Genomic DNA, 25,167 nt, shown 5'->3' with positions numbered 1-25,167 from the left:
ATGAAAGCTCCAAATGAGGGAGTAGGGTGTAATAAGCAAGAAGGGCTTAAGGTATTGAGTGTTTGGTGGAAGAAAAAATTCTCCACCCCATCCCGAAAATCCCAAACCCTCAAAGATACACCCCAAACCCAAAAAGTGTGTGTAGCTCCGATGAACCAATCATCAACATCGGAGAGAAAAAAATGGCAAAAGCCAAAGCAAACAAAGCATTACAACCTACCCTAGAGCCATTAGACCCAATAGGACAAAAATTTCTAGAATACTTCCATCACGGCTGGGGATTCATCTACGCCCCCACCCCAAAAAGTGGTGAACGCCCACATTGGCAAACAGAAAACCGCTACCCCATACAGCCGCGCAACCTGTGGCAACAATACTTAAACCCCGAAGTCCTACTAGGACTGCGGTTTACCAAAGAAACCAACTACCTACTAATAGACCTAGACAGAAAAAGCCAACTACACCCATCAAACAGCCGAATAAAATACCAGCAACTACTAGCCAGCTTAGAAGAAATCGGCCTATGCAGACCAATACCCATACAATCAAGCGATAGTGGCGGACTGCACATATATTATTTCCTAGAAGAAAAACAACATTCCTACACCCTAGCCTGTGCCATCCAGCAGACCCTAGAAGCAGCAGGATTCAAAATCAAAGGAGGAGAACTAGAAATATTCCCCAACTGCAAAGTGTACAGCAAAGGCAACCCCAGTAACTTCAACGCCCACCGCTTACCCTTACAGACAGGCTCCTATGTACTAGACGATTGCCTAGAACCGTGGTCAGACGACATAGGAGACTTCCTCAACGCCGCCGACTGGTCAGCAGCAGGGCAAGACTACGAAGCATTAGCCCAAGCACTAGCCCAAGCCAGCAGCAAAAAAATCATAAAATTCCCCTACCGTCAGCGCAGTGCAGCAGAGCAATGGAAGCAAGACCTAGAACAACGTATCTCCGAAGGATGGACAGGATACGGACAGACCAACGAACTGCTCAAAGACATAGCCTGTTACGGCATAGTATTTCGCCAATTAAGCGGACAGACACTAGTAGATCATATAGTAATCACAGCCTGCCAATCTCCTGGGTACGTAAACTGGTGTCGCCACCAACACGAAATCGAGCAAAGAGCCAGAGAATGGGCAAGATGCTGTGAAGGATTTTACACCCCCTACCCAGGCATACCGCAACGGGTAAACAGTTATAAAGAACAATTTGGCACAGTAGATGAGAACAAAGTCATCAACCTGCACCCCAACGAACAACGCCAGCAAGAGACGATAGAGCGGATAAGCTCGATAGTCGCACAGCTACAACAAACTCTAACATTTCCCGAAAGGACAAGCGATCGCGCACAAGCAATAATAGCCGCATCCAAAGCCCAGTATGGCAAAGGAGTAAGTCAAACAACCCTGCACAAACCAATATACCTACCCCTATGGCATCCCGACCACCAAGAAAACTCCACATCAAAACAGCCTGTAAATGAGTTTCTAGAAAGCAACACAGCGATTTTAAATCCAGAAAAATACCCCCAAATAGCAGATCCGTGGTTAGAAGAAGCACAGCCGGAAACCCAGACAGAACAAGCAACCCAGCCGGAAGTAGCCAAAATTTACACACTCCCCACACATATGAAGGTTTTGTACCTAAGTTCAGCTAAAGCGTTGCCACCAGCAACGCCTATAGCTGAACTTAATCAAATTCAAGAAACTTCTCCCAGTTCCAATTCTTTAGAAATTTCTAATCTTAGCAATCATAAGCAAAACCAATACCAGCTCTTCCCCAGCGAACCGTTCAATGACAATAAGCAAGACTTATCAAACGAGGAAACAATTGCTCCTTTAGGCATTTCCGACGTATTAACCACTGCCGATAGCCATGTTGATAGCGTCTGTAATAACACTTTACAGGGTGAATATACCTCAGAACCCGAAACCTCTATACCAGTTTCTATACCAACTACCACACACCCGAATTTAGGATGTAAAAATCCACTACCCATTCCTGTAGAAGCGGATTCACCACCTGAACAGCAAACCTTTACCCCAGAGGATTACCGTCAGGCAATCAGACTGAGACTTCAGGCGACAGCTCAAGCACGTCATTGGGTGAAATTATACTGCACCATAGAAAACTTAGCCTTAATGCCCCAAGAGCGAATCAAACTGGAACAGCTAGCCATACGCCTGCTGATGCTAGAATCGCCGTCGCAGATTTTACAACAGGAAGCCCAGCAATGGCTCTCCAGTAACCGCTCTGCTCTAGAGATGGCAGAGGGTTTGAAACAAAGGAAACAAGACTACAAGCTATGGGATTTGTGATTATGCAGGTTTTTGATTAAAAATGATGATTTAGCGGCAAAAGCTCAACAAAAACCCCGCAAATAAGTGGGGAAAACTAAGATAGGTTAGTGTGGCTTAACCCATGCTGTTAAAGATATATGATTGCTTTAGTTGAGGAGGAGCTAAAAACCTAATGTAATTTATTACATTATTACACTTGTCTTTATTTACATAATTACAACTGTAACGAAGACTGAAAACCCTGCTTACTGTGTTGAAATATGAATGCTCACAAGATAGAAGTCGTTTTAACTGAAGATGGAACTCTGATGCTACAGGGTTTGCCCTTTCATGCTGGGGATGCTGTGGAAGTGATTATTCTGGAAACTAAAACTCCACAGCAACAAGCCCAACAGTTACCCCAATCAGGTACAAATCCTTATCCTTTGCACAACACACAACCATACCGTTATGACGACCCCACAGAACCGGTCGCTTTAGAAGACTGGGAAGTTCTGCAATGATTGTACTTGACACTCATATTTGGGTTTGGTGGGTTCAAAACGATTCACGACTGACTAAACAACAGCGACAATGGTTACAAGATTACGAGTCTGACAGTTTAGGAATCAGCATTCTTTCATGCTGGGAAGTAGCTAAATTGGTCGAAAAAAAGAGACTAATTTTACCTTTGGCTATTGATGAATGGCTAGAAGCAGCTTTAGCTTACCCTGGTGTACAACTATTAAATTTGTCCCTGCCAATAGTAATTGATTCAACTCAATTAAGCGGCTTCCATAGCGACCCGTTTGACCAACTTATTGTAGCTACAGCCAGATTTTATGATTGTCCTTTGTTAACTGCGGATGCGAAAATTCTTAACTATGTTGATGTGCAAACTCTTAAGTAGGGGTATTCCCCTGAGATGGTAGACAGGTCAAGTGTCTTAATTAACTTTCTCGCCCAACAGAAGAGCGCGATCGCTCCGATGTCATCTTAATTGAAAATGTCGAACCCAGTTTGAGAAAATGGTCTTGTCCTATTCCCGGTAATGAAATGATGCGACTAGAGGTAATTTCATAAATCAGGATAGTGTCAGGCAACATCAGCCAACAGTACAAAACCTATGGATGAAGGGATCTGCCAACTTGATGCCACTCCAGAATGGCTAGCTAATGAGTCAATTGATTACATAGTTGACTGTCTGGAGTATTGCCACAACCCCCAGATGTTAGCTGACCTGCGGGCAATCTTCCCACGTCAAGCACTGCGAAGTGCCAGTATTAAGGTAAGTCCTGTCCAAAGGGAGCGTATCAAACTGTGGTTGCAACAGCTCAATGGCGAGATGGCAGCATGAGTGGGGTATTAGTACCATCAGAACAAAAAACTGGGATTGCCCAACGCTAAATAATAATACAAAAAGTATTAACAGGCTAAGACGCTTATCAGCCTTGTAGTTGGATGTCTGAGGCAAGAATTTAGTTCCTCCAATCAAGCAAGCACACACTTGACTTTTGGTTTAGAGACTTTTTCGAGAGAAAAATATTTTCTCAACGATAGGATGCGGCATTCAGACTTTGTAAACTTTGGAGAGTCTGACTGATTTTTTGGGAAATTTGTGAGTTGGTCTTTTTTATGGAGTTAATTGCGAATTTTCTTAATAGCTTGCGAAAAAGTAGTACAAATAAATTATTTTTCTGCTCAAACAATGAGCGCACCGACAGACTTGAAGCTTATACCAATTTAAAAAAAGAATGCGACAAATAAACCATCTGTATAAACGCGATTCATCGCGTCTCTATCCAAGGATGTGTTGCAATCATTAATTGAATTGGTATTACATACATCTAAATTTTTGTATCCATGAGTCATTCTTAATTTTTTATTAAGAATGAGAATTTGCCCCATTCTATAAAAGTGGGAGCCTAAAAGCGTTTGGACAGTTATAACAACGCAACCATAGGTACGCCATTGTAACTAATTCCAGGTTTTCTCGCATTTATGTCCCAAAAAAGATAATTATGTCCCAAAAATGGGCATGAAGACATCAAAAGCAGTTATTTTGATGCCAAAAATAGATATTAAACCCTCAAAAAACAATATTTATCCTCATTAAATGAGGACTAATAAAAATAGAGAAAGAAAGTTACAATAATATTTATTCGTGAGCAGATAAAAATAAAAATAGGGTAATTTTCATAAGTTAAACATTTTGTCAACTATTCACAGTAGTAAAAACTTGCTAAAAGCAGTTTAAATAGTAAAAAAATATAGAGAAATTTGAATTAAATTTACAAAAATGGTTTAGCTCTAGTCGATTGCACTAAAGTTTTTTTATTGTTCCTTTGCAAAAAAATTGGATTTAGCAGTAAATTAGATTTATTAAGACAGAATTCAGGAGACAGAATTCAGAATTTAGAATTGAATTGGAATCCGACTAGTGGATGAATAAATAGGTTTAAGAACCCCACTAAATTGTTCACATAGCATCTCCTAGAGAAGATTTAGTTGTCTACTCTTCTCCTGGCAAAGACGCTACGCGAACGGGAACGGCTACCACCGAAAAATTAGTTGTGAGTCTGTAGCTTGCTTTACTATGTAACGCAACGTAAATCCGCCGGATATCCCCTACTACTACTAATTGATTCTGACTCCTGAATTCTTCTTGAATCCTCGTAATCAAAGTGTGTTTCCTGGGCAAAGGACATTTAAGAAATTCCCTGGGTGTTATTATGAAAATGAAACACTTCCCTAAGACTTTGACTCGGCTTAAAGCATTTAGATCAGCAGATGAACGAACTGATATTAAACCGATAAAAAATCAAGCTGCAAAAAGCATATTTGAAATATTTTTCAAGGCACGCTGGCAGCTTGTTTCAGTCACCACAACGCTTTTAATTGGTTTACAAACTAGAGCAGCGAGAGCAGATTCCATATTTTCTAATGCACAAAAAGCAATGGAATGTATAATTACTAATGCGTCAGCAGGTGGAGCGATTAGTAATGCAGTCCTAACTAGTCTGCCAATGATTTTATTTACCGCCTTGACAATAGTTTTATTTGGTTACTTCTGCTTCTCTGTTTATCAAGGAGTAGCAGCGTATGGGCGCGGTGAAGAAGTGAGTAATGTCATTCAGCAGCCGATTTTTACATTCATATCCGTTATATTGATTGTAGTATTCCAATCACTGCTTTTTGGCAATAACGCAGCTTGTACCTAATTTCTCTGGAAGGATTCAGAAGTCAGAAGTCAGGAGTCAGAATCAATCAATGAAGGATACTCTATGGGAAGTAAACTACATTCACTAGTCGTACAGTATTCATGCGCTCATTCTGACTTCTGTTTAGATAACCTACGTTAAGCAAATTACAGAAATCAGAATCAATTAGTGAGGATATTCTTTGGCATTTCGCTCTTAAATCACTGTTAAACTAAAGAGCATTAAATCTTTGATTTGGTGAGGCAGTCTATTGGAGAATTAGCCTACAACAACTTCTACAAGAAAGTCCGAATTGTTGGCATAATTCCTACTTTGTAATAACGCTATTGATGAATTTGTAAGAACTGCCAAACCTTTAGGGAAGAGCTATTCCAGCCATTGATAATCTCACAGAGAAAAAAGATACATCATCAATGCTGACTCCTGAAAGGCATTTGACGATGATTGCTACAAGTAAAAAACCTTTCATCTATTCCTCTTTCTCATGCCATTTCACTAAATGAATGATACAAACAATTTCTCCTCTGATCCTCTGCTCCCCCGCTTGCCTAAATGTATCAACCTGAAAGTGAAACAGTATGACTCCTGACCCCTAATTTTACTAATTTCTAAAAGCTCATGAAACCAGAAATAATCACAGTAAATCAGAGCTTAGGTGAAAGTCCAAAATTCGGCCCATTCACAGGCAGACAGTTCGTAATTTTTGCTGGGGTATTTTGCGTAGTTTTCGGACTACTCTGCTTAATTCTTGGACTAGATATATTCTGGGGATTAGGCTTGGCATTTTGGGCTAGTCTATCAGTCGCATTCCTATCAGGAGATAAACCTTACCTATACTGGTCAAAGGTTTATCCCATCCTCCCCAGATGGACAAGAGGATATGCTAAATACACCTCACCACAACATAAGAAAAAAGTCGGTACTAGAAAAGTCAAACTCACTCGTTCATCCAAACCTAAAACACTTAATCCCTTTGAAGATTGGCTAGATTTAACAACCATAGTCAGACTCAAAAAAGATGCTTATATTGTCGGAGCTTACCTACTAAGTAAAAAAAATCTCACAGAAAGTAGTAACACCTTACAACTAATCTTCGGCTTTACTTGCACAGGTATTCATCCTTTATTCAATTCAGAACAAGAAATAGAAGCAGTAGCTCAAGCATTTGAAAACGGCTGTAAAGAAATTCCCCAAGGCGAAAAAATCACTTGTCGCTGGAGTTCATTCTGTGATGATAGCGATAATACAGATTATTTAATGCAACGGTTGAATAACCCAACTTCTCTAGAAAGTGAGTTTTTAGACTGGGGAAGGCTGGCAAGAACTCAAAAACTCACAAAAGAGAAAGCCCGTAAAGATATCAAATTAAATATTTATTGGTCATTTACAGTCACCTCAGAATCACTAGATACTTCAGACCCAGTAGATAAGTTCTTAGCAAAACTGACCAACTTCCTCCAAAGAAGATTTACAGATTCAGGAGTCAGTCAAATCACCAAAAAGCGATTCACGCAGATATTAACAAAAGCCCTAGAAGCCTCATTGAGATACCAGCAGATTCTCTCAGAAATGGGGTTAAATCCCCAACCCAAAACCGACAAAGATTTATGGAGAGAACTTTGTAAAAACATCGGAGCAAAGGAAGTAATCATCCCGCATACATTGGTATTTGATGAGCAAGAGTTGAAAGAAGAAATTGACGAAAAAGCCGCCTTCGATAAACCACTAGAAATCATCAATCAACCGCATCTCACCTCAATCATCCTCAATAATGGTGTGCCTTTCGCCGATAAGCGATGGATATGCTTACCAAACGGTGAAGATAAGAAGTTTGTCGGAGTAATGGTACTAACCCGGAAACCAGAAATCTTTGCCTCCACTAAACATCAAATTCGTTTCCTGTGGGACTTATTCTCACGCAACAACATTTTTGACGTAGAAATCATCACAGAATTCTCCCCGGCTGACAGAGGGATAACCCGTGCAGCCCAGCAGATGATTACCAAACGTTCCAGGGCATTAGATTTAAATGTACAGCAGAAAAAATCAATAGATGTATCTGCCCAAATCAACGTAGAACGCTCAGTAGAAGCACAACGGCAACTATATACAGGAGATGTACCACTAAATTTAAGCTTGGTAGTCCTAGTTTACAGAGATACAGCAGAACAAGTAGACGATGCCTGTAGACTAATTTCCGGCTATATCAACCAACCCACAGAACTCACCCATGAATATGAATATGCTTGGTTAATCTGGCTGCAAACATTGCTCATCAGACAAGAACCGATTCTCATGCGCCCATATAATCGACGGCAGACCTTCTTTGCCAGTGAAGTATTAGGATTAACTAATATAGTGCAGAATAGTCCCGCAGATTATCAAGGGTTTGAGTTAATCGCAGATGAGAGTGATTCACCCGTCAAAATTGACCTATCAAAAACCAAAAATATTTTAGTTCTCGGTACAACCGGCTCAGGTAAATCAGTTTTAGTAGCTTCCATCATCGCCGAGTGCCAAGCTCAAGACATGAGCATTTTAATGATAGACCTACCCAACGATGACGGCACAGGGACATTTGGAGACTACACACCCTACCACAACGGTTTTTACTTTGATATTTCCAAAGAATCCAATAATTTGGTGCAGCCATTAGACTTATCAAAAATCCCAGAAGAACAAAGAGAAGAACGAGCTAAAGCTCACAGAAACGATGTCAACTTGATTGTGCTTCAGTTAGTCTTGGGTTCGCAATCCTTTGATGGTTTCTTGTCCCAGACAATCGAATCCCTCATCCCACTGGGGACAAAAGCCTTTTACGATGACCCCGACATTCAACGACGCTTTGCTCTTGCCAAAAAAGGAGGTAATGGTTCTGCGGCTTGGGAGAACACCCCAACCCTTGCAGACATGGAGCATTTTTTCTCAACAGACCACATAAACTTGGGGTATGAAGATGAAAACGTAGATAGGGCATTGAACTATATCCGCCTACGCTTTCAGTATTGGAGAAACAGCAGTATTGGCAATGCCATCTGCCGTCCCTCCACCTTTGATACTGATGCCAAGCTGATTACCTTTGCTCTTACCAACCTGCAATCAAGTAAAGACGCTGAAGTTTTCGGAATGTCTGCATATATAGCAGCCTCCAGACAATCCCTATCAGCACCCAATAGCGTTTTCTTCATGGATGAATCCAGTGTATTGTTACGGTTTGCTGCTTTATCCCGCTTAGTAGGTCGTAAATGCGCGACTGCTCGAAAATCCGGCTGTCGGGTTATACTTGCAGGTCAAGATATTTTGTCAATTGCCAACTCAGAAGCGGGTGAACAAATCTTACAAAATATGCCCTGTCGGTTAATAGGGCGGATAGTACCAGGGGCGGCAAAAAGTTTTTCAGAGCATCTAGGCATACCCAAGCCAATTATTGATAAAAATGAAAGTTTTCGTCCCAATATCAAACAACTATATACGCTGTGGCTATTGGATTACAACAACAAATATATACGCTGCCGTTACTATCCTTCCTACCCAATGTTGGCGTTAGTTGCTAATAGCAGAGAAGAGCAAGCAGCACGCGACAGATTTAAAGCAATGTACTCAGATAAATTTCAGTGGGTGTCTGAATTTGCCAAATACTATGTTGGTTGCATTAAGCAGGGTAAGCCTTTATGAAAAAGTTAGAAATTGCTACGGGATTTGCACAATATAAAGTCTTGTTGGCTATTTTAGGAGTTTTATCATCATGGGCATCATTTGAACTGTGGAAGTGGCATCAGCAACAGCATGAGAAGTATATTCTTGAGAAACAGCAAGCTTGTCAACAACGTTTAGACTCTGCTAACCGATATGTACAAAGCGACCGATTTCTTAAAGCGGCATATTATGCAAGTAAAACTCAAGATAAACTTCAAATTCAATTAAATAAACCCGGAATAAATACTGATTTTAAACCAGAACAGAAATACATACTAATGTATGACAAACCAGTACCTTTAATCCCTAATAATCCTAGATATGAAGGTAATTTATTTGAAAGATTATCTAGGCAACCAGATAAATATCCACCAGAACCATTAATAGTAACTGGTAAGAAAATATTAGGAAATAAAGCAGAAGTAATATCTGCTTGCGCTCCCAAAGCTTTTACAGTCTCCTTGGAGAATCTATATGAAATTACTCAGCCAATTGACATTAGCCCCTATCTACCGCCGTTTAGCAGTTTTTAGTAGTTTAGTAATTCTATTCATTTTTTGTTCAGCTTTACCAGCCACAGCCAAATCTTCATTTCTAGAACAATTTCAGCAAGTCCTGACAAGCTTGCAGTCATACATTAAGGTGTATAGCGAAGAATTTAGCCAGGAATCAAAAGACTCGAACAAAGATGAAGATGAAGATAAAAACCTAGATATAGCCATCACTTCTACAAATGGAGTTATGGGTATACCTGACCCCTTAAAAGCAGGTAAAAATATCAAGGTAATTATTCAACAACAAGATACTGATTTAGTAGAGACTGATTCTCAAACCCAAGGTGAAAATGCTCAGAGACAATGGCATCAAGCTTATACTTATGGGTTATCTGGATCTGTTTTAGGCAGAGAAGGACAAAAAACTCAAGCTCAAGAAGCAGAAATCTCTAATTATGCTGTAGAAACTTCATCTAATACTGCTGATGAAGTCCAAAATGATGTCATCACTCAAGACATCTTGAAAAAGATGGCAGTACAGAATTTACAAACAACAGTTATTACTAAATCAATTCATAGTGAATCACAAAAACAAACTAGAGCTTTATCAGCAGCCAATATCAATTTGAGTGATATTTCCAGTAGGTTGGATGAACAAGCAAGAAAAGAGCAAGCTAATAACAATTCCAGTGCTAAACAAATTATAGGTGCGGCTGCTTTCGCTGATGCTTTTTGGGAACAAAGCAATGCTAAATAATTTAACTAACTTCTGGTATTTACTAGCAGTTACTGGAGATACAAACGCGGAAGATATAGTAGATGGTGCGATTAACGGCTCACGCATGGTTGTATCTTCATTTAACCAAGACTGGCAAGATTTAGCTAATGGGAACAGTGAAGTTTTTAAAGCAGTAGTTGCTGTTTCTGCTTTATGTGGAGTAGTTTTTGTTTCCTTCTGGTCTATTAGTTGGTATTCTAGGTTAACTCAGGAAGGATTTAGTCATGAAATTTTGAATGAGATGGTCTATCCATTATTAGTCTGTTTAATGTTGACAGTTAATAATGGACAGTTACTTGCTACCACATCGCTAATGTTTCGTAATGTAGCAGTCAATTTGAATGACAAAGTATTAAGTATTACGCGAAATGGCATCACTTTGAGAGATGCTATTCGTACTGCCAATATGGATCAAGCTTTTGCTCTTTCAGTGCAAGCACAATTACAAGAATGTGAAAAAGAACCTGAGAGTGGTGTAGATGACCAAGGACAAAAAATCAATCCTAGAGAAATATGTAGAGATGAAAAAATAAATCAAGCTAAAAATAACGCTCAAAAGTATAAAGAAAAGCACGGTTTATCCTCTTATTCAAATAGCTGGAATCCATTAGATATAGCTGGGCAAACTATTAATTCAATGGTGCAAGCCCTGTCATGGATTATATTCAGTGGACTGCAAGCAGGATTTCAATATGTCGTGCAAATAGCATTCTTATTAAATGCCTACATTGCACCTATCTTTTTAGTGATTTCACTTTTTCCCTTTGGAGCGAAACCCATCTATGCTTGGGTTGCAGGATGGTTAGCACTGACTTTAGTACTCATGTCCTACTCCATCATTTGTGGAATGGCGGCTAGTGCAATAGTCAATGCTAGTAACAACAATCCCTTATTCTTACAGCTAGTACAAGCAATTCTGTCTCCAATACTAGCGTTAGCAATGGGTGCAGGTGGAGGGATGACAGCCTTCTCATGTTTCTCTAGCAGTGGGAGGTTAATCTCAGGGAGGGTATTCAGATGAGATTACTTGATAAGAAAGAGATAAACTTTACCCCCTTAGTATCAATTGGGCAAGCTGTTATCTTACTCTTCTTGCTACTACTAAATCTGACTAATTCCAGTAAATTAAGTAAAATATCTAACCAGAAACCTACCTTAGTAGAACTACAAGATGGTACTTCCATTAGAGCGATTTCCGTAGGAGAAAAAGACCGTACTGACCAAGCAATTATGGACTTTGCAGGACGGACAATGATGAATTTGATGAGTTGGAATGCCGTTCCTAAGTCATCTGATAGTAACTTAGATCCAACCAAACTAAAACTTGACCCCGGTGTACAAGTATCTGATAAAAAACTGACTACAAATACCTGGAGTGCAGGATTTGCATTATCAGAAGATTTTCGTGCTAGTTTTCTGCGAGAAATTGCAGCTTTAACACCACCTGACGTGTTTAATGGTGATACTCAATCAGCTTTACTTGTACGTTATCTTTCACCTCCTCAAAAGATAGAAGAGGGTAAATGGCGATTAGAAATGGTTGCCAACTTAGTAATTTTTAAAGGTCAAGACCAATTAGGTAAGGCTATTGCCTTTAATAAAACTGTGTTTGTGAGGGCGATAGATACACCACCTTTACCAAATAATTCTTCAGTGCAGCAGCTAGCCGCTTATACAGCTAGAAAAGCCGGAATGGAAATTTATCGTATTCAAGATTTAGACTTAGGAAAGTAGCTGTATGTCAAATCAAAGTCAAGTTGTAAATACGAATTCTGAAGCTACTGATAATAGCAAAACTACCCATCGGAGCCAAGATTTTGCTCGAATGAATGGGGTAGAAATTCCCAATGGTTCAGAAACATCATCACCCGTGGATGAACCAAAAACTGAACCAGAAGAAATTGTCACTACTCGCCCTGTAGCCAATCACCCATTACTAAAAGGGCTAACAGTCTCCGGTGGGGTGCTATTAATAGTTGTCATATTTGCGACGATGATTAGCTCAATTAATGGGGCGTTGAATTCCCCCGGTGATAAGTCAGCCCAGCAAAATGCAAAAACTGCTCAGACAGATATTAAATCAGATAATGAAAATGAGGAAGGAGAATTAAAAACAGCGATCGCTCTCACATCCCAAAAAGGTGAGTTACAAGCTGTCACTAAACAAGATACTGAAACTACATCACCAACACCAACAGTCACCGCCACTGTCAAAACTCAGCCCACACCAACGCGACCAGTAACAATTCATTCAACACCACCCCCACCTATTGTTACTAGACCTAGTAGAAGCGATCTCAAGGCCGTTCAACCAGTAGTGAGACAATCTGCGCCTGCTCCTATACCCAAACCTGTAAAATCTCAAGTTGTCTCCAATCCGTTACCCGTTCGTACCACTCTTAAAGACCCCGTGCAGGAATGGTTAGCAGCAGCTAATGTCGGTAATTACTCCTCCACTGACTCTGGGAATGCAGACTTAAACCAACAGGAACCAGATTTAAATAATGCCCAAGTGGATGGAGGTATAGGGATAAAGTCATCTCGTCAACCAGAGAGCGATGGTCTCCGACCGACGGTCGGTCATCGCAATTCTTCACCACAGTCACCACCAACTAACTACGCTAGTAAGCAGGTTTTAGTCGGTACTCGTGCGGCGGGTGTGATGGAAACTCCTGTAGCTTGGGTGGGTAGTCGTGTGAGTAATCAGCAGCCGCAAAATAGCCTAATTCGTTTAACTCAACCCCTAAAAGCATTTGATGGGTCTGAAGTTTTACCTAAAGGTGCTTATGTTGTAGCCATGATCAATCCCACTAACTCAGAAATAGCTCAGATGACAGCTGTTTCTGCACTAATTAATAGTGGTGGAAGAACACAAGAAAAGCAACTGCCACCAAATTCTATTTTGATATTAGGTAAAAACGGTAATTTACTAAAAGCAGAATCTCGTAAAGGTGGCAGTAATTTAGGTTCTTCGCTCATGGCATCTTTGCTATCTGGCTTATCTAAAGTAGCTGAAATTCAAAATAGGGCTAATTCAGAGACGACAATTAGCTCATTAGGCACGACTACTACGACTACTAATAATAGTGAGAAAGATTTAGTAGCTGGCTTTGCCCAAGGTAGCATCAACGAAATTCTAGGGAGAATGAAAAACTCGAATGAACAGCAATTACAAAAGCTACAGCAGCAACAACAAGTCTTTGTAATTGAATCAGGTAAACAAGTACAAGTTTTTGTGAATCAGTCTATTTCAATATGAAATCAGAATTCAGGAGTCAGGAGTCAGGAGTCAGAATAAATGAAGCAAATAGCAAAAATCTTCCAAGACTTAATAGTTCGGCAAGCAGTACATTACAAAGAAGAACTCAGAAAAGTGGAGAAGCAAGTTACATCTGCTATTTGTACAAAATTAATACTGAATTCCAACTTCTGTAGCTTGCTTTCCTTTGCTACGCAACGCTACCGCGAACGGAACGCTACGCGAACCCGTAGGGTATTCTGAATTCTGAATGCTTATTAAAAAATTTCTTGCAGATAAATCTGTTGTGATATGAAACGTTTAGGTTTTTTACTGCTAATTACGTTAGTTATCAACGCTAATGCAGGCACAGCTTTAGCACTACCAGCCGCGAGAAATGTCTATTCACAAGATGCCCAAGGTAGTAATTCTCAAGGAATTGACTTAAAGATTTGGGCTGGTTACGGTTTGACTATCAATTTCATCCCCACAGGTGAAACTATCAAGCAAGTGTGGTTAGGAGACCCTTCTCGCTTTGCTTTAACTTCCAATGGCAACTTATGTCAGCGTGGTGCATCAGATGAAAATTGTGGTAGTGGAGGAGCTACAATTCTATTCCTTAGACAAATTAAACCAATTAGTTTTCCGGTTTTAACTTCCAGTCAAGATGGTAGTACTGTGATTACCGTGATTACTGCAAGTTCAGACGGTCAAAAACAATATCAATTTAAGTTAATTCCGGCTAGAGGTAAACCACAATATACCAGTCTTATTATTAAGCCAGACTCAGAGAAACCACAGCCTTTATTAATAGCTGAAAAACCCTCACTTAATCGAAATAATTTAAACAATCTCAATAACATCACCAATAACACCCCACCTCAAAATCTTGATAAAAAAACACGTTTAACAGTCAATACTTCTTCGCAAGCCAGCACTATTTCCCAAAGAAATGATGCTAATGCCGTAGCTTATGGTTTAGCGGTAGCTGTGGGTAATGGCGCAATCAAACCTAAATCTAGAGTCTGGCGACAAACACAAGATACCATCCGTTTATTGAGGAGAGGTAAAAGTAGAAATGAGGCTATTAAATTATCAGGTATTCCCCAAGAAATGTTCAATAAACTCATGCAATGGGGGCAAACTCAGTGATTAAGAATAAAGCTTTATTATCAATAGTTTCTCTTTCATTTGCTGCTACATCACTTTTAGAATTTCCCAGTGTAGCAAATGCAGAAATTCCAACAGTTACTTACACCTCCGGTAAATATCAATTAAAGTCTCCAAACTGGTCAAAAATCAATTGGAGCAGCTTAGATCCATTACAACAGCCCGGATATCTTGATATTTCCTCAGATATCGCTGCTAAACTTGGCTATAATCCCTCCCGTTCTTGGAGAGTCGGACAGAGTATTGATTCTGTAATTATGTTGGGGGATGTAGATGATGCTTTTCAAATGTCTGCCTTCAGCCTGAAAACTATCTCTGTCATCGTACCTCTGGGCCCCAAGCTGACACTCAAAGACTTGGGATTGATGCAGTGGCAAACTCCCAACACCCTAGTCAAAGCTATTCCCAGCTTGGGCAATCTTGATATTAATCAAGTTCCACCAATTTATGATTTATTCGCTCAATCTAGCTACGGTAGCATCACTCCTAATTTAATAGCCGCAGCTACTCCAAAGTCAAACAGACCTGACAAAAATTCGCTCAAAATTGGACTGAACGGGAAGATTTCAACTATTTTAAAATCTAATCCACAAACTGCTAATACCCCTTTAGGTAAAAAACTGGATCTAGGTCGATATCCCATCAACTCAATTCCTAGACTTAATCAGACGCAACTATCAAGATTTCCCGGCTGGCAGCAAAGCTACATTAATCAAGTACCAGGGTTAAATCAAGTGCCTTTTGACAAGATGCCACAGCCGATTAATTCCGGTTTGGATGTGGTGGGTATAGCTTCCGTTGTTTTGGGTAATTCGGAACGCGGTGATTCCAGAGCCAGAGAGAATTACTTTGTTTCTGGTAGGGTAAATCGTTCCAACAAAAATGTTGTTGTTGCCTGCGATGTGGGTAAAGAGTGTCCATTCCTAGAACTAGGAGATGTCGCAGGGCAAGCTGGCAACCTTTATGGTAAGCGATGGGCTTCTGGTTCTGCTCAGAAAGTAGACGGTGGTTTTGGCATCTTACAACGTGTCAACGGTGGCAAAGAACCAACAGGTAGGCTTGTCTACGGTTCTGGTTTCAAAGTTGTGCTAACTGGTGTAAATGAGTCTACTGGTACAGCTAATTTTGGGCTATTTTTTCGGTTCTGCATGAACTTCTTCTTGAGTGGAAAATCCTGTACTCCCTACTTTATTGGGCCAGTCCCTTGGGTTCCAGTTCAAGAGAATGATTTAGTCATTCTTGGTAGGGGGTGAGGAGCGTGGCAACATCTGCACTGAAGACAGCCCACCCTGCTAATAACATTGTTCCTCAAAACTTCTATGATGCCTTCTTCTCTCCAATGGGCTTGGCATTACTTGTAAGCGTTGGAGCGTTAATCTTAGCCAAAGCAATGGAGGGGCGAGGGATATCAAACAAAAACAAGCTAGCACGGGCGCGATGGGCGGGAAGTAGGGAGAAAACAGCAGCTCGTAACTTAGCCTGCAAACAGATTACTGAACGCAGGCATAACAGAGTAGCTTTATACATCGGTACACCTAAAGGTACTAAATTTCAGGTAGTAGATAACAAACGCATTACCAACATTCCCGAAGATAAAAGCAGACTTTATTTACCAGATGTACAGCGTGGGATTTTAGTTTGTGGCGGGGCTGGTTCTGGTAAAACCTTCTCCATGATTAACCCCCTGGTGCGTTCCGCTATCGACCAGGGATTACCAATTGTCCTGTATGATTTTAAGTATGCTCATCAAGAATCGGCTACAGCTTCCGCCAAAGGGCAAGCACCCAAACTAGCAGGATACGCCGCCATGCGCGGGTATGAGGTTTCTATCCTCTCCCCTGGTTTTCCTGAATCCTGTGTAGCTAATCCCCTAGATTTTCTAAGGAGTGAAACTGATGCAGAGATGGCGCGTCAGTTAGCGATCGTTCTCAATCGTAATTTTAAGCTAACAAGTGGTGATGCTTCAGATAGTGGTTTTTTTGCTAACGCCGGAGATCAGCTAGCACAAGCAATCTTCATGCTGGCGCGGGGTACTTGTTTTCCTGACATTATGATGTGCCACGCCATTCTCAGTCTGCCTAAATTAATTGACCGCATACAACAAGCCGATTTAAATCCTTGGGTAAAAGTTGCCTTTGACCAATTCCTATCTGTAGCTGGTTCTCCAGAAACCGCCGCCAGTATTGTCGGTACAACAAGCGGGTTATTTACTCGCTTTATGACCCCATCTACCCTTTCCGGCTTTTGTGGTCAAACAAATATCCCCTTGGATTTGAAAGGGCGGAAGATGGTGGTTTTTGGCATGGACAAGGAGAAACGAGATGTAATTGCTCCTCTGTTAGTTTCTATTTTGCACCTTTTATGTTCTCGTAATTTAGCAGGTAAACGCACAGAACCATTAGTTTTAGCACTGGATGAATTACCTACTTTATATCTACCAGCTTTAGTTGATTGGCTCAACCAAAACCGCGAGGATGGCTTGATTTGTTTACTGGGATTGCAAAATTTATCACAACTTGAGAAGGCTTATTCCAGAGAAACTACCAATTCTATATTTGGCGGCTGTGCTACAAAAGCTTTCTTTAATCCCCAAGATGATGTAGCGGCGGAACGTTTTAGTAACTTCTTAGGTGACGAGCAAATCAAGCACAGAGAACGTTCACGCAGTACTGGTGGTAAAGGTGGTGCAAGTACCTCAATTTCTGAGCAAAACAGTACCCGCAATTTATTTGAAGTGAACCAATTTAATACCTTACCGGAAGGCAGAGCCGTAATTGTTAGTCCTGGGTTTCGCTCTCTTCGAGATGTAAGTATTCCGCTATTAGAGCAAATTCGTATTCCCCAATCTGATATTAACTTGGAGGCAAAAAGTGTTGAGAAGTGGTATGAACTCCAGCAAAAATTTATTTCACAATCTACTCTGCGTGAACCATCCGGGGAAGAGTTAGAAATCCGGCATTTAGAGGCAGAAAAATTATTGCCTCTAGTTGATAAAAAGGCAGAAGCCAATAACAGATTAAAAAATCTTTAGGAGGTAATTGATGAATAACTTGTCTGAATATGAATTGCAATTATTAAGCAAACTGCCACTTGATATTGCATCGTTAGTTAACAGTTATCGGACTGATATTCTCAATGCGGCTGAATTTTGGGATGAACCACCATTCCCGGAAAATCATGTCCCAGAATTCATAGAAATTTACTATGGCGATGCGGACAGTCCTCACATTTTCATAGTGAATGGAGAACTCAAAGACTATAACGTGACCAACTTACCTGATAACACCAAGTCAATTTCCGTCTTAATTGATGACCAATGGGCTTATATCCAAATTGAAGAAAATGTAATCCTCAATCGTTTAGGAGGTGTGGTTTTACCAGAGGTATTAGTCAGCCCATCGAGTCTAATCAATTCACTTGTAGGAGTTACTAATCATGGATGAAATAAAATCTGAGGGTAAGCAAGTGCAACATGATTATTTAGAAATCCTTGATGACATTCTGCATAAGCTGTTAGAAAAGGGCAAATTTCAAGAGTTAGACACTACTAAAGACTTATCAATTTACGTTGGCAATCAAGCCAAGTATAAAGGTCATCCTGATGGCGAAGTTTCCGTAAATTTGATGACTCCAGAACTGGTGGATAAAATCAAGACGGCTATCAATGAACCGCAAAACTTGAAAGGTTCTATCCGCATCATGATTGGCAAGGATAAAGTTTATCATGTTAAGGATGGAGAGGTTTTAAGTGATAAACTGGGTTTAAATAGCCAGATTAGCCAGAATCAATCCCAGTCTCAACAACCAGCAAAACCAGCACAACAATCTTCGACCATTGAGGACTTACAAAAGCAGGTAGAAGCTTTACAGCAAAAGGTTCAAAACCAGCAAAGTTTGATTGATAGTTTTGCTACTCAAAAGCCATCAAGCGTTGAAGTTACCAAACAGTTATCAACTGACTTGATTAGTCTGAAACAAGCTTTTGATGCTCAACAACAAACCATCGAGCAATTGCAGAAAGGACTGGAGGCTATAAATAAACAAAATAATCCTGCCCTCAAGAATGCCACCTTAAACAAATGGCTAAATTCGATTGAAACTAAGGCTAAAAACACTGCCAAAAATCTCTATGAACAGGTCAAAACTATCCTCACCCCCAAAGTTGATAAAGTCAAAGCACAATTGGAGACTCAAATTGTCACTTTAAAAGAGCAGATGAATCAACAGATGGAATCTCTAAAAACAGAGATGAGGTCACAAATGGCATCTGTTAAAAGCGAATTTGAATCCCAGGTGGGTGTAGTTAAAGATGGTATTGGGGAAGTTAAGCAGCTAGTCAGTGATGAGATTCAGCATGGTATGGAGCGTCACCAATCAGCTATGGGTGCTATCCAAAGTAAGGTTTCAGAGGAAGTTAATACAGTCCACAAACAGATAACTAAAGCTGTTGGTGATATACATTCAGCAACTAATCATACAGTGAAGCAGAATGTAAAAAAAGTTACTAACAGCGTGATGGATATTAAAGGCAAAGCTCTTGCTAAGGGTGTTGATTCTATGCTGCGTCTTTTTGGTAATCAGCATAGAGATGGTTCACGCAGTTATGAGAGTAAGAATTACAACTTTTACCAAAATGGGGATAGTATTACTGTTACAGCTAAAGATGGTCGGGCTGTGATGGTAGATGGTGATTTGACTGCTAATGCTACAGAGAATGATGTTGAATCATTAGAGGAAGTGGGAGAGGTAGTTTCTGATTATTTAAAGCACAATAATACTCAATCACAGTCAACTAAACTCAAGCGGTAGTTTGCAGGTTGTGTTGCCAAAAACTCAGGAGTCAGCTTGGAAATTCACCTGGGAATTATTGACAATTCGATGTTTGGATGGTTTTTAAAGATTCTCATGACATCATATTTAAAGCACAATTCTCAGTAAATGAAGCTTGTTGAGAACAGCAGCTTTTGGCAACATAACCAGAGAATCAGGATTACATAAGACTTAAGTCATTAGGTGAAATCATATAAATTTCAGTCCAAGTAAAAAAAGACAATATCGAAAATTCTCTGAAGAAAGTTATTTATCTAGAAGGTATCAATACATATTCTTCATTAAAAATTTAGCTAAGTTTCTCAGTAAATTTACTATTATCTAAGTAAATCACTTGAGCAATAGGCTCTTGCTTTTTAGCTCATACTGATGAATTAAGCACTGGACTACAGACACTTGAATCACAGTAATACATAAAACATAAAAAAGAAAAAATGAGAAGCACAATAAAGTTTATTGGTGTATTATCCTGGAGTGGCTTACTAATTTCTAGTCCAGCACAAGCAGCAAATTTAGACTTTAATAATGGTACTTCTCCTTGGAGTACATTTGGCGATGTATACGTTGCTGACCCTAAAGAGGTACTTTTGTCAACTGATGCCATCCTAGATGATGATATTCAGTTGGGTGCAATCAGTGGACAATTTAACTTTTCTGGTCAGCCTGCGGGAGAGGTAGGGTTTGTTAGTCCAAACTTGGCTGAGTTTTTGGGAATAGATGTCAGTTTATTAGATATAAATGGGTTTGCTTATGAAGGGTCTGCTATCAAGCGAACCATTAATGTAAAAGCAGGCGACTCTTTGATTTTTCAAAGAAATTTTTTGACTAATGAAAATTCTGCTTTAGTCAGTGGAAGTTTTCGCGGTTCATTCAATGACTATAGTTTTTTATTGGTAAATGACCAAATTAAAAAACTAGCAGATATCAATGATGCAACACAATCATTACCTAATTTTGTTGTGGCGTTTGATAAGGAAACTGGAATCCAAACTTTCAAACATACTTTTAATCAAGCTGGAACATATACAATAGGTTTTGGTGTACTAGATATAGATGATTTCACAGTTTCATCTGCTCTTTCTATTCAGAATGTGACTTTAGAAAGTCGTTCAACTGGTGAAACTATACCTGAACCTACAACTATATTGGGAGCTTTGGTGACTATGGGGTTTGGTGTTTTTTCTAGAAAAAATCAGGGGATGAAAACAAATAAAAATCAAGTTTGATAACCTCTTGCTATCTTTGGCGATAGTTTCCGAACGACTGGAGGCTATCGCCTGATATTATTAAATAAGTGAAGGGTGATGCCTGTAAAAAATAGCGATTTATACAATTATCTCACCAACCTAATTAATTTACAAATTTTAAGGAACTGACCAATCCACAATTTTCAAATTAGGAATTTTTTGAAAATCTTTAAAGTTGCGCGTCACAATTGTAGCATTTAAAGAAAGAGCAATAGCTGCAATTCTTAAATCTTGTGTACCAACACGAATTTTTTGTTTTAATAATTCGTTACAAGTATCAAATGCAGCTCCATTGAAATCAAGAATATTAGCTTGACTTAACAGATTAAATGTTTCTTTTAATAAAGCATAAGCTGTAACTAATTCTTGTTTTGATTTTGCGCGGTTAATTACATCTAAACGCCCATACATTTGCTCAACAATAGTTATTACTGTGACTGCAATTTCCGCAGGATTGACAGCACTTACTTTACTAACCACTACTGGATGACCTCGTTGTATTAGTGAAACATGGTCAGTATCAAGTACCCATTTTGTCATCTAATTTTTACCTATGCAAGTATGCTCTTACTCTTGCGGAAAAGTATCTTCTGTAGATTTATCTACTTCTTGTCGATAGTTTTCTATGGCTGCAAGCATTTGCTCAAATTGTGGGTCATCTTTAAAAACTCCAGCCATTGCTAACCAGGGGTTTTTTTGTTCATGAGATGGCAATTTTACAGATAAAGAAACAATTTCTGCACCAGCTAGATGGCTTTCTAAGCGTTGCTGAATTTGAGCTAATGCTGTTGTGCGATCGCTTGCTTCTACTTGTAGTTCGGGTAATCCTGGTACAATAGCCATTGTTCTACCATCAGCTTGTTGCTTGACAATAACATTTACTAGGACTTCGTTATTCTCTTGGCTTCTGTTTGGTGATGTTGCAGATGAAAAGGAATTCATAACGTTTTTTTTGGTTTATGCTCTTTAATTGTAAATGAATCGGCAGAAGTACCGGATTGAAAGTGGCGTAGGCGCAGATCGCCGCAGGCATCGCCTACGGTAAGCTAACACTAACGCTCTTTCTAAACTCATATATCGCACAACCCACAGATAGAATTTAATTACCATAATTTAGGTAGCTTTGATGCGATCGCCTAGTATTTTTGGTGTTACTCTCAAGCAACTAGACAATTAGTATTACCATTATAATAATGCCCAATTTGTACATTATCGGTGGTGCAAACGGTTCTGGTAAAACTACCGCCGCTATGCAAATCCTTCCCTACTTTCTAGAAGTATTTGAATATGTCAATGCTGATGAAATAGCAGCCGGACTTTCTCCTTTTAACCCGGAATCTGTCGCTATTCAAGCCGGAAGATTAATGTTAGAAAGACTAGAAACTCTAGTGAATACTGAAGCTGATTTTGCTTTTGAAACCACATTAGCGGCTCGTAACTTCGCCCGATTCTTGAGAGAATGTCAAATCAAAGGTTATATTATCAATTTAATTTACTTTTGGTTACAAAGCCCTGAATTAGCCATCGCACGGGTAAAAAGACGTGTAGAAAGTGGCGGTCATAACATCCCTGAAGATACTATCCGCCGTCGCTACGAACGGGGAAGAAAGAACTTAATTGAATTATACTTACCATTGTGCGATCGCTGGATTGTTTACGATAACTCTCATCCGATTTTGCAGATAATAGCTGAACGCCCTTTAAATGAAGAACCGATAATTTATCAACCCCAACTATGGAGTCAAATCAATACTAATACCTATGAATAAGCCAATTCCCGCAAAATTATCTACACAAATCGACGCGGGTATTAAACTCGCTATTTCTCAAGCTATTGAAAGACACCGCCGTTTAGGAGAATCTATTAGCATTTGGGAGAATGGTCAAGTTGTTACTTTAACCGCCGAACAAATTCCTCCCCTTGATTCACCTAGTGCTAATGGCGAAGAAAAACTTTAAAAAAATTCCTGAAATTGGCGCAATCTTTAAGCAGTTGGCTATTGTTCATCCACAAGCTGATCATGGCTTAGGCGTAGTGTGATTTTACCCCCCGCATGACCAAATTTTGAACCATAGCGTGACCAAAAATTAACGTAATTTCAAGGTTTTGAGCCAATCACCAACCTAACTTTATGAATCAAATTATGTCCGCGTGTTTTAAATGTGAATCATAATACAACCAAAAGTTTGATTTTGGGATTTGGAAAAAACGCAGAGCAAGACACACTAATTTAACCCTTAAATTATGAACTTTCGGTCAAAACTTGGTTCAAAATACCCACAATATGGTTCAAAAATATGTTTAGCCAAAAATTGGGTGATAAAGTGATCGCCTGAAATCTGAATTTTTATTTCTCTCTCATCGCGGCACGGTACAAATGAACTATAAGACCATGTTTCTTGCTGTAATTAAGTTTTGAGTTTTTTTGAACTCCATTTATAGCTTTGAACTATATGTTGTCCTAGTACAGAGTGAAGTATTTCGTGACCGTTTGGCTAAATTATCGTTCAAATCACACGTAGCCTCCCGCAAGCATCGCCTACAATAAGCTAACATTAACGCACTTTTTGAATTAGTGTAGGGTGGATGAGCGATGCCTACGGCGGGGCATAGCCCAACGCTCCCATTCTCCATAACGTTAAGTAGTCATGCAAAATAAATTGCACATTTCATTTGCCTGTGTTCCTTATCCAGTAATGGATACAGAATTTCAACATAGGAAATTAATTTTGTACAGGTACTTATAATAGCTCCGGCGCAGCCCGCCACAGGCATCGCCTACGATAAGCTAACACTAACGCTCTTTCTAAATTGGTGTATTGCAGGTTACACCGATAAAATTCAGTGGAAACGTGTTTTATGGTGAATGATGAATTTTGGTTTTTTGTCAGAAATTATCGCTACTTAATGCACTCTATAAGATAGGGCGATTGTACTTATAGAAATTTAAACCTTTAATAAAGCGGAAATCTTTAATATTCAAGGTATACAAATCAATATTATGAATTAATGCTGTTGCAGCAATTAAAGCATCGGGAATACTTAATTTATGACTTAATGAGTAAGTTTCCATTAATTCAATGAATTTATTACATACAATGACATCTACAGCGAAAATATGTAGCAATTCTAAATGTTTCTTAATTTTTTGTAATTCGATTTTATTAATAGCACCATAATATAATTCAGCTTGAGTAATGGTACTAATGGCTAATTGATTAAGTCCAATACTACGAAGTTCAGCAATAATATTTGGATTATTCTTATAAAATTCTATGAGAATATTGGTATCACATAAAATCATTGAACATCTTCCATCCATGCTTGTTGACGAATAGACTCAGTAGTAATATCTCGATTTTCCCATAGTCCTGCTAAAGAGAAAAAATCTTGCTCATCATCAGATATAGTTGGCTTATGTTCCACTAGTTCTACAGAGTTGACAAAATCTAAAGATGTAAGAATCTTTGTCAACATCTCTGCTTTCTCTTTATCAGCCACTCGAACTATTAATTGTAATTGTTCCATAAATGTGTGCTTAGAAAGTATCATTACCTCAATTGTATAACTGTTTCATTAACGCAACCTACAAGCGTAGGCGCAGCCCGCCGCTCTCATCGCCTACACTAAGCTAACACTAACGCACTTTCCGAATTGGTGTAGGGTGAGCGATGTCTTCTCTTTCAGAGACGCTACCGCGAACGACAAGCCGCTAAGAGCGTCTACGCACAAACCACAGATAAAATTCAATTACCATTATTTAGGTATCTTTGATGCGATCGCCTAGTATTTTTAAAATTAAGTGAAGGGCGATCGCCTACGGTAAGTTAACACTAACATACTTGATTAATTGGTATGCGGTGAGTGAGCGATCGCACAAACCACAGATAAAATTCAATTACCATAATTTAGGTTTCTTTGATGCGATCGCCTGCTATTCTCTAAATTAAGTGAAGGGCGATCGCTCCCATTCTCCACAAAGTTATAATAGCGATCGCACTCTAGTTAAATACAGGCGATCGCATAAACCACCGATAATATTCAATAGACCTCTTGCAAAAGTCGTTATTTTCGCGTTCTTCTTTGCGTCTTTGCGACGGCAGTCGCTCATGGGGAAAACCCCCTTCGCGTCAGCGTCTCGAAGAGAAGACCGCGCTGCCTCGCCTTTGCGTGAGACAAGAAAACAATTATGCAAGAGGTTAAT

27 protein-coding genes are annotated in these 25,167 nt (G+C 39.5%); 21 read left to right on the top strand and 6 right to left on the bottom strand.

Annotated features, from left to right (window positions below):
• From FD725_RS30940 to FD725_RS30925, 4 genes are all read left to right on the top strand, one after another.
• A complete protein-coding gene (locus FD725_RS30940) occupies positions 1-225 on the top strand; it encodes a hypothetical protein (RefSeq protein ID WP_179052026.1) in 225 nt (74 codons plus the stop codon).
• Entirely contained in the window at positions 183-2,327 is a 2,145-nt protein-coding gene (locus FD725_RS30935) for a hypothetical protein (RefSeq protein WP_179052025.1), read from the top strand. Before FD725_RS30940 ends, FD725_RS30935 begins: the two co-directional genes overlap by 43 nt.
• A 242-nt stretch (positions 2,328-2,569) precedes the next feature.
• Positions 2,570-2,812: a hypothetical protein gene (locus FD725_RS30930; RefSeq protein WP_179052024.1), complete on the top strand. Its 243-nt coding sequence runs from the start codon at positions 2,570-2,572 to the stop codon at positions 2,810-2,812.
• The gene (locus FD725_RS30925; protein ID WP_179052023.1) at positions 2,809-3,198 is read left to right on the top strand and encodes a type II toxin-antitoxin system VapC family toxin; all 390 of its coding nucleotides are present in this window, start codon (positions 2,809-2,811) and stop codon (positions 3,196-3,198) included. Before FD725_RS30930 ends, FD725_RS30925 begins: the two co-directional genes overlap by 4 nt.
• 40 nt (positions 3,199-3,238) lie before the next feature.
• Here the strand turns inward: FD725_RS30925 and FD725_RS30920 are convergent, their stop codons facing one another.
• Complete coding sequence (locus FD725_RS30920) at positions 3,239-3,394, bottom strand: hypothetical protein (protein WP_179052022.1); 156 nt, start codon at positions 3,392-3,394, stop codon at positions 3,239-3,241.
• A 20-nt stretch (positions 3,395-3,414) separates the two neighbouring features.
• On the opposite strand from FD725_RS30920, the gene FD725_RS30915 reads away from it, so the two are divergent.
• The 15 genes from FD725_RS30915 to FD725_RS30845 all read left to right on the top strand — a co-directional run bounded on the left by FD725_RS30915 (position 3,415) and on the right by FD725_RS30845 (position 20,941).
• Entirely contained in the window at positions 3,415-3,645 is a 231-nt protein-coding gene (locus FD725_RS30915) for a hypothetical protein (RefSeq protein ID WP_179052021.1), read from the top strand.
• A 1,375-nt stretch (positions 3,646-5,020) separates the two neighbouring features.
• The gene (locus FD725_RS30910; RefSeq protein ID WP_179052020.1) at positions 5,021-5,509 is read left to right on the top strand and encodes a hypothetical protein; all 489 of its coding nucleotides are present in this window, start codon (positions 5,021-5,023) and stop codon (positions 5,507-5,509) included.
• A 618-nt stretch (positions 5,510-6,127) separates the two neighbouring features.
• Positions 6,128-9,184 carry a helicase HerA domain-containing protein gene (locus tag FD725_RS30905; protein ID WP_179052019.1) on the top strand — a complete coding sequence of 1,019 codons (3,057 nt, stop codon included), beginning with the start codon at positions 6,128-6,130 and terminating at the stop codon, positions 9,182-9,184.
• On the top strand, positions 9,181-9,738 hold the full coding sequence (locus FD725_RS30900; protein WP_179052018.1) for a hypothetical protein: 558 nt from the start codon (positions 9,181-9,183) through the stop codon (positions 9,736-9,738). Before FD725_RS30905 ends, FD725_RS30900 begins: the two co-directional genes overlap by 4 nt.
• On the top strand, positions 9,680-10,456 hold the full coding sequence (locus FD725_RS30895; protein WP_179052017.1) for a hypothetical protein: 777 nt from the start codon (positions 9,680-9,682) through the stop codon (positions 10,454-10,456). Before FD725_RS30900 ends, FD725_RS30895 begins: the two co-directional genes overlap by 59 nt.
• Entirely contained in the window at positions 10,446-11,498 is a 1,053-nt protein-coding gene (locus tag FD725_RS30890; RefSeq protein ID WP_179052016.1) for a hypothetical protein, read from the top strand. The genes FD725_RS30895 and FD725_RS30890 overlap by 11 nt, the downstream gene beginning before the upstream one ends.
• Complete coding sequence (locus FD725_RS30885) at positions 11,495-12,211, top strand: hypothetical protein (protein ID WP_179052015.1); 717 nt, start codon at positions 11,495-11,497, stop codon at positions 12,209-12,211. The genes FD725_RS30890 and FD725_RS30885 overlap by 4 nt, the downstream gene beginning before the upstream one ends.
• Positions 12,212-12,215: 4 nt before the next feature.
• Entirely contained in the window at positions 12,216-13,736 is a 1,521-nt protein-coding gene (locus FD725_RS30880; protein WP_179052014.1) for a TrbI/VirB10 family protein, read from the top strand.
• 39 nt (positions 13,737-13,775) lie between these two features.
• Complete coding sequence (locus FD725_RS30875) at positions 13,776-13,979, top strand: hypothetical protein (protein ID WP_179052013.1); 204 nt, start codon at positions 13,776-13,778, stop codon at positions 13,977-13,979.
• Positions 13,980-14,027: 48 nt separating this feature from the next.
• On the top strand, positions 14,028-14,867 hold the full coding sequence (locus FD725_RS30870) for a hypothetical protein (protein WP_179052012.1): 840 nt from the start codon (positions 14,028-14,030) through the stop codon (positions 14,865-14,867).
• Entirely contained in the window at positions 14,864-16,138 is a 1,275-nt protein-coding gene (locus FD725_RS30865; RefSeq protein ID WP_256872044.1) for a hypothetical protein, read from the top strand. Before FD725_RS30870 ends, FD725_RS30865 begins: the two co-directional genes overlap by 4 nt.
• Positions 16,139-16,143: 5 nt before the next feature.
• Positions 16,144-17,916, top strand: a complete 1,773-nt coding sequence (locus tag FD725_RS30860) for a type IV secretory system conjugative DNA transfer family protein (RefSeq protein ID WP_179052010.1) — start codon at positions 16,144-16,146, stop codon at positions 17,914-17,916.
• 10 nt (positions 17,917-17,926) lie between these two features.
• Positions 17,927-18,328 carry a hypothetical protein gene (locus FD725_RS30855; protein ID WP_179052009.1) on the top strand — a complete coding sequence of 134 codons (402 nt, stop codon included), beginning with the start codon at positions 17,927-17,929 and terminating at the stop codon, positions 18,326-18,328.
• On the top strand, positions 18,321-19,694 hold the full coding sequence (locus FD725_RS30850) for a hypothetical protein (RefSeq protein ID WP_179052008.1): 1,374 nt from the start codon (positions 18,321-18,323) through the stop codon (positions 19,692-19,694). The genes FD725_RS30855 and FD725_RS30850 overlap by 8 nt, the downstream gene beginning before the upstream one ends.
• A 608-nt stretch (positions 19,695-20,302) precedes the next feature.
• Entirely contained in the window at positions 20,303-20,941 is a 639-nt protein-coding gene (locus FD725_RS30845; protein WP_256872043.1) for a PEP-CTERM sorting domain-containing protein, read from the top strand.
• Positions 20,942-21,079: 138 nt separating this feature from the next.
• On the opposite strand, the gene FD725_RS30840 is transcribed toward FD725_RS30845, so the two are convergent.
• Together FD725_RS30840 and FD725_RS30835 are read right to left on the bottom strand one after the other, a co-directional pair.
• On the bottom strand, positions 21,080-21,502 hold the full coding sequence (locus tag FD725_RS30840; protein ID WP_179052006.1) for a type II toxin-antitoxin system VapC family toxin: 423 nt from the start codon (positions 21,500-21,502) through the stop codon (positions 21,080-21,082).
• A 27-nt stretch (positions 21,503-21,529) separates the two neighbouring features.
• Positions 21,530-21,904, bottom strand: a complete 375-nt coding sequence (locus FD725_RS30835) for a hypothetical protein (protein WP_179052005.1) — start codon at positions 21,902-21,904, stop codon at positions 21,530-21,532.
• 251 nt (positions 21,905-22,155) lie between these two features.
• Here FD725_RS30835 and FD725_RS30830 point away from each other — a divergent pair, with 251 nt between their 5' ends.
• Positions 22,156-22,731 carry a zeta toxin family protein gene (locus FD725_RS30830; protein ID WP_179052004.1) on the top strand — a complete coding sequence of 192 codons (576 nt, stop codon included), beginning with the start codon at positions 22,156-22,158 and terminating at the stop codon, positions 22,729-22,731.
• Entirely contained in the window at positions 22,724-22,921 is a 198-nt protein-coding gene (locus FD725_RS30825; RefSeq protein WP_179052003.1) for a hypothetical protein, read from the top strand. Before FD725_RS30830 ends, FD725_RS30825 begins: the two co-directional genes overlap by 8 nt.
• 956 nt (positions 22,922-23,877) lie before the next feature.
• On the opposite strand, the gene FD725_RS30820 is transcribed toward FD725_RS30825, so the two are convergent.
• The 3 genes from FD725_RS30820 to FD725_RS32885 all read right to left on the bottom strand — a co-directional run bounded on the left by FD725_RS30820 (position 23,878) and on the right by FD725_RS32885 (position 25,074).
• Positions 23,878-24,267, bottom strand: a complete 390-nt coding sequence (locus tag FD725_RS30820) for a type II toxin-antitoxin system VapC family toxin (RefSeq protein WP_179052002.1) — start codon at positions 24,265-24,267, stop codon at positions 23,878-23,880.
• Positions 24,264-24,491 (bottom strand): hypothetical protein, encoded by a 228-nt coding sequence (locus FD725_RS30815; protein WP_179052001.1) that lies wholly within the window; start codon positions 24,489-24,491, stop codon positions 24,264-24,266. Before FD725_RS30815 ends, FD725_RS30820 begins: the two co-directional genes overlap by 4 nt.
• A 454-nt stretch (positions 24,492-24,945) precedes the next feature.
• The gene (locus FD725_RS32885) at positions 24,946-25,074 is read right to left on the bottom strand and encodes a hypothetical protein (RefSeq protein ID WP_256872042.1); all 129 of its coding nucleotides are present in this window, start codon (positions 25,072-25,074) and stop codon (positions 24,946-24,948) included.
• Between the last annotated feature and the right edge of the window lie 93 nt (positions 25,075-25,167).

The organism is Nostoc sp. TCL26-01 (assembly GCF_013393945.1).
Taxonomy (GTDB): Bacteria; Cyanobacteriota; Cyanobacteriia; order Cyanobacteriales; family Nostocaceae; genus Trichormus.
Note: the sequence above shows the minus strand (reverse complement) of the source record. Positions and strands in the feature narration are given on the sequence as shown.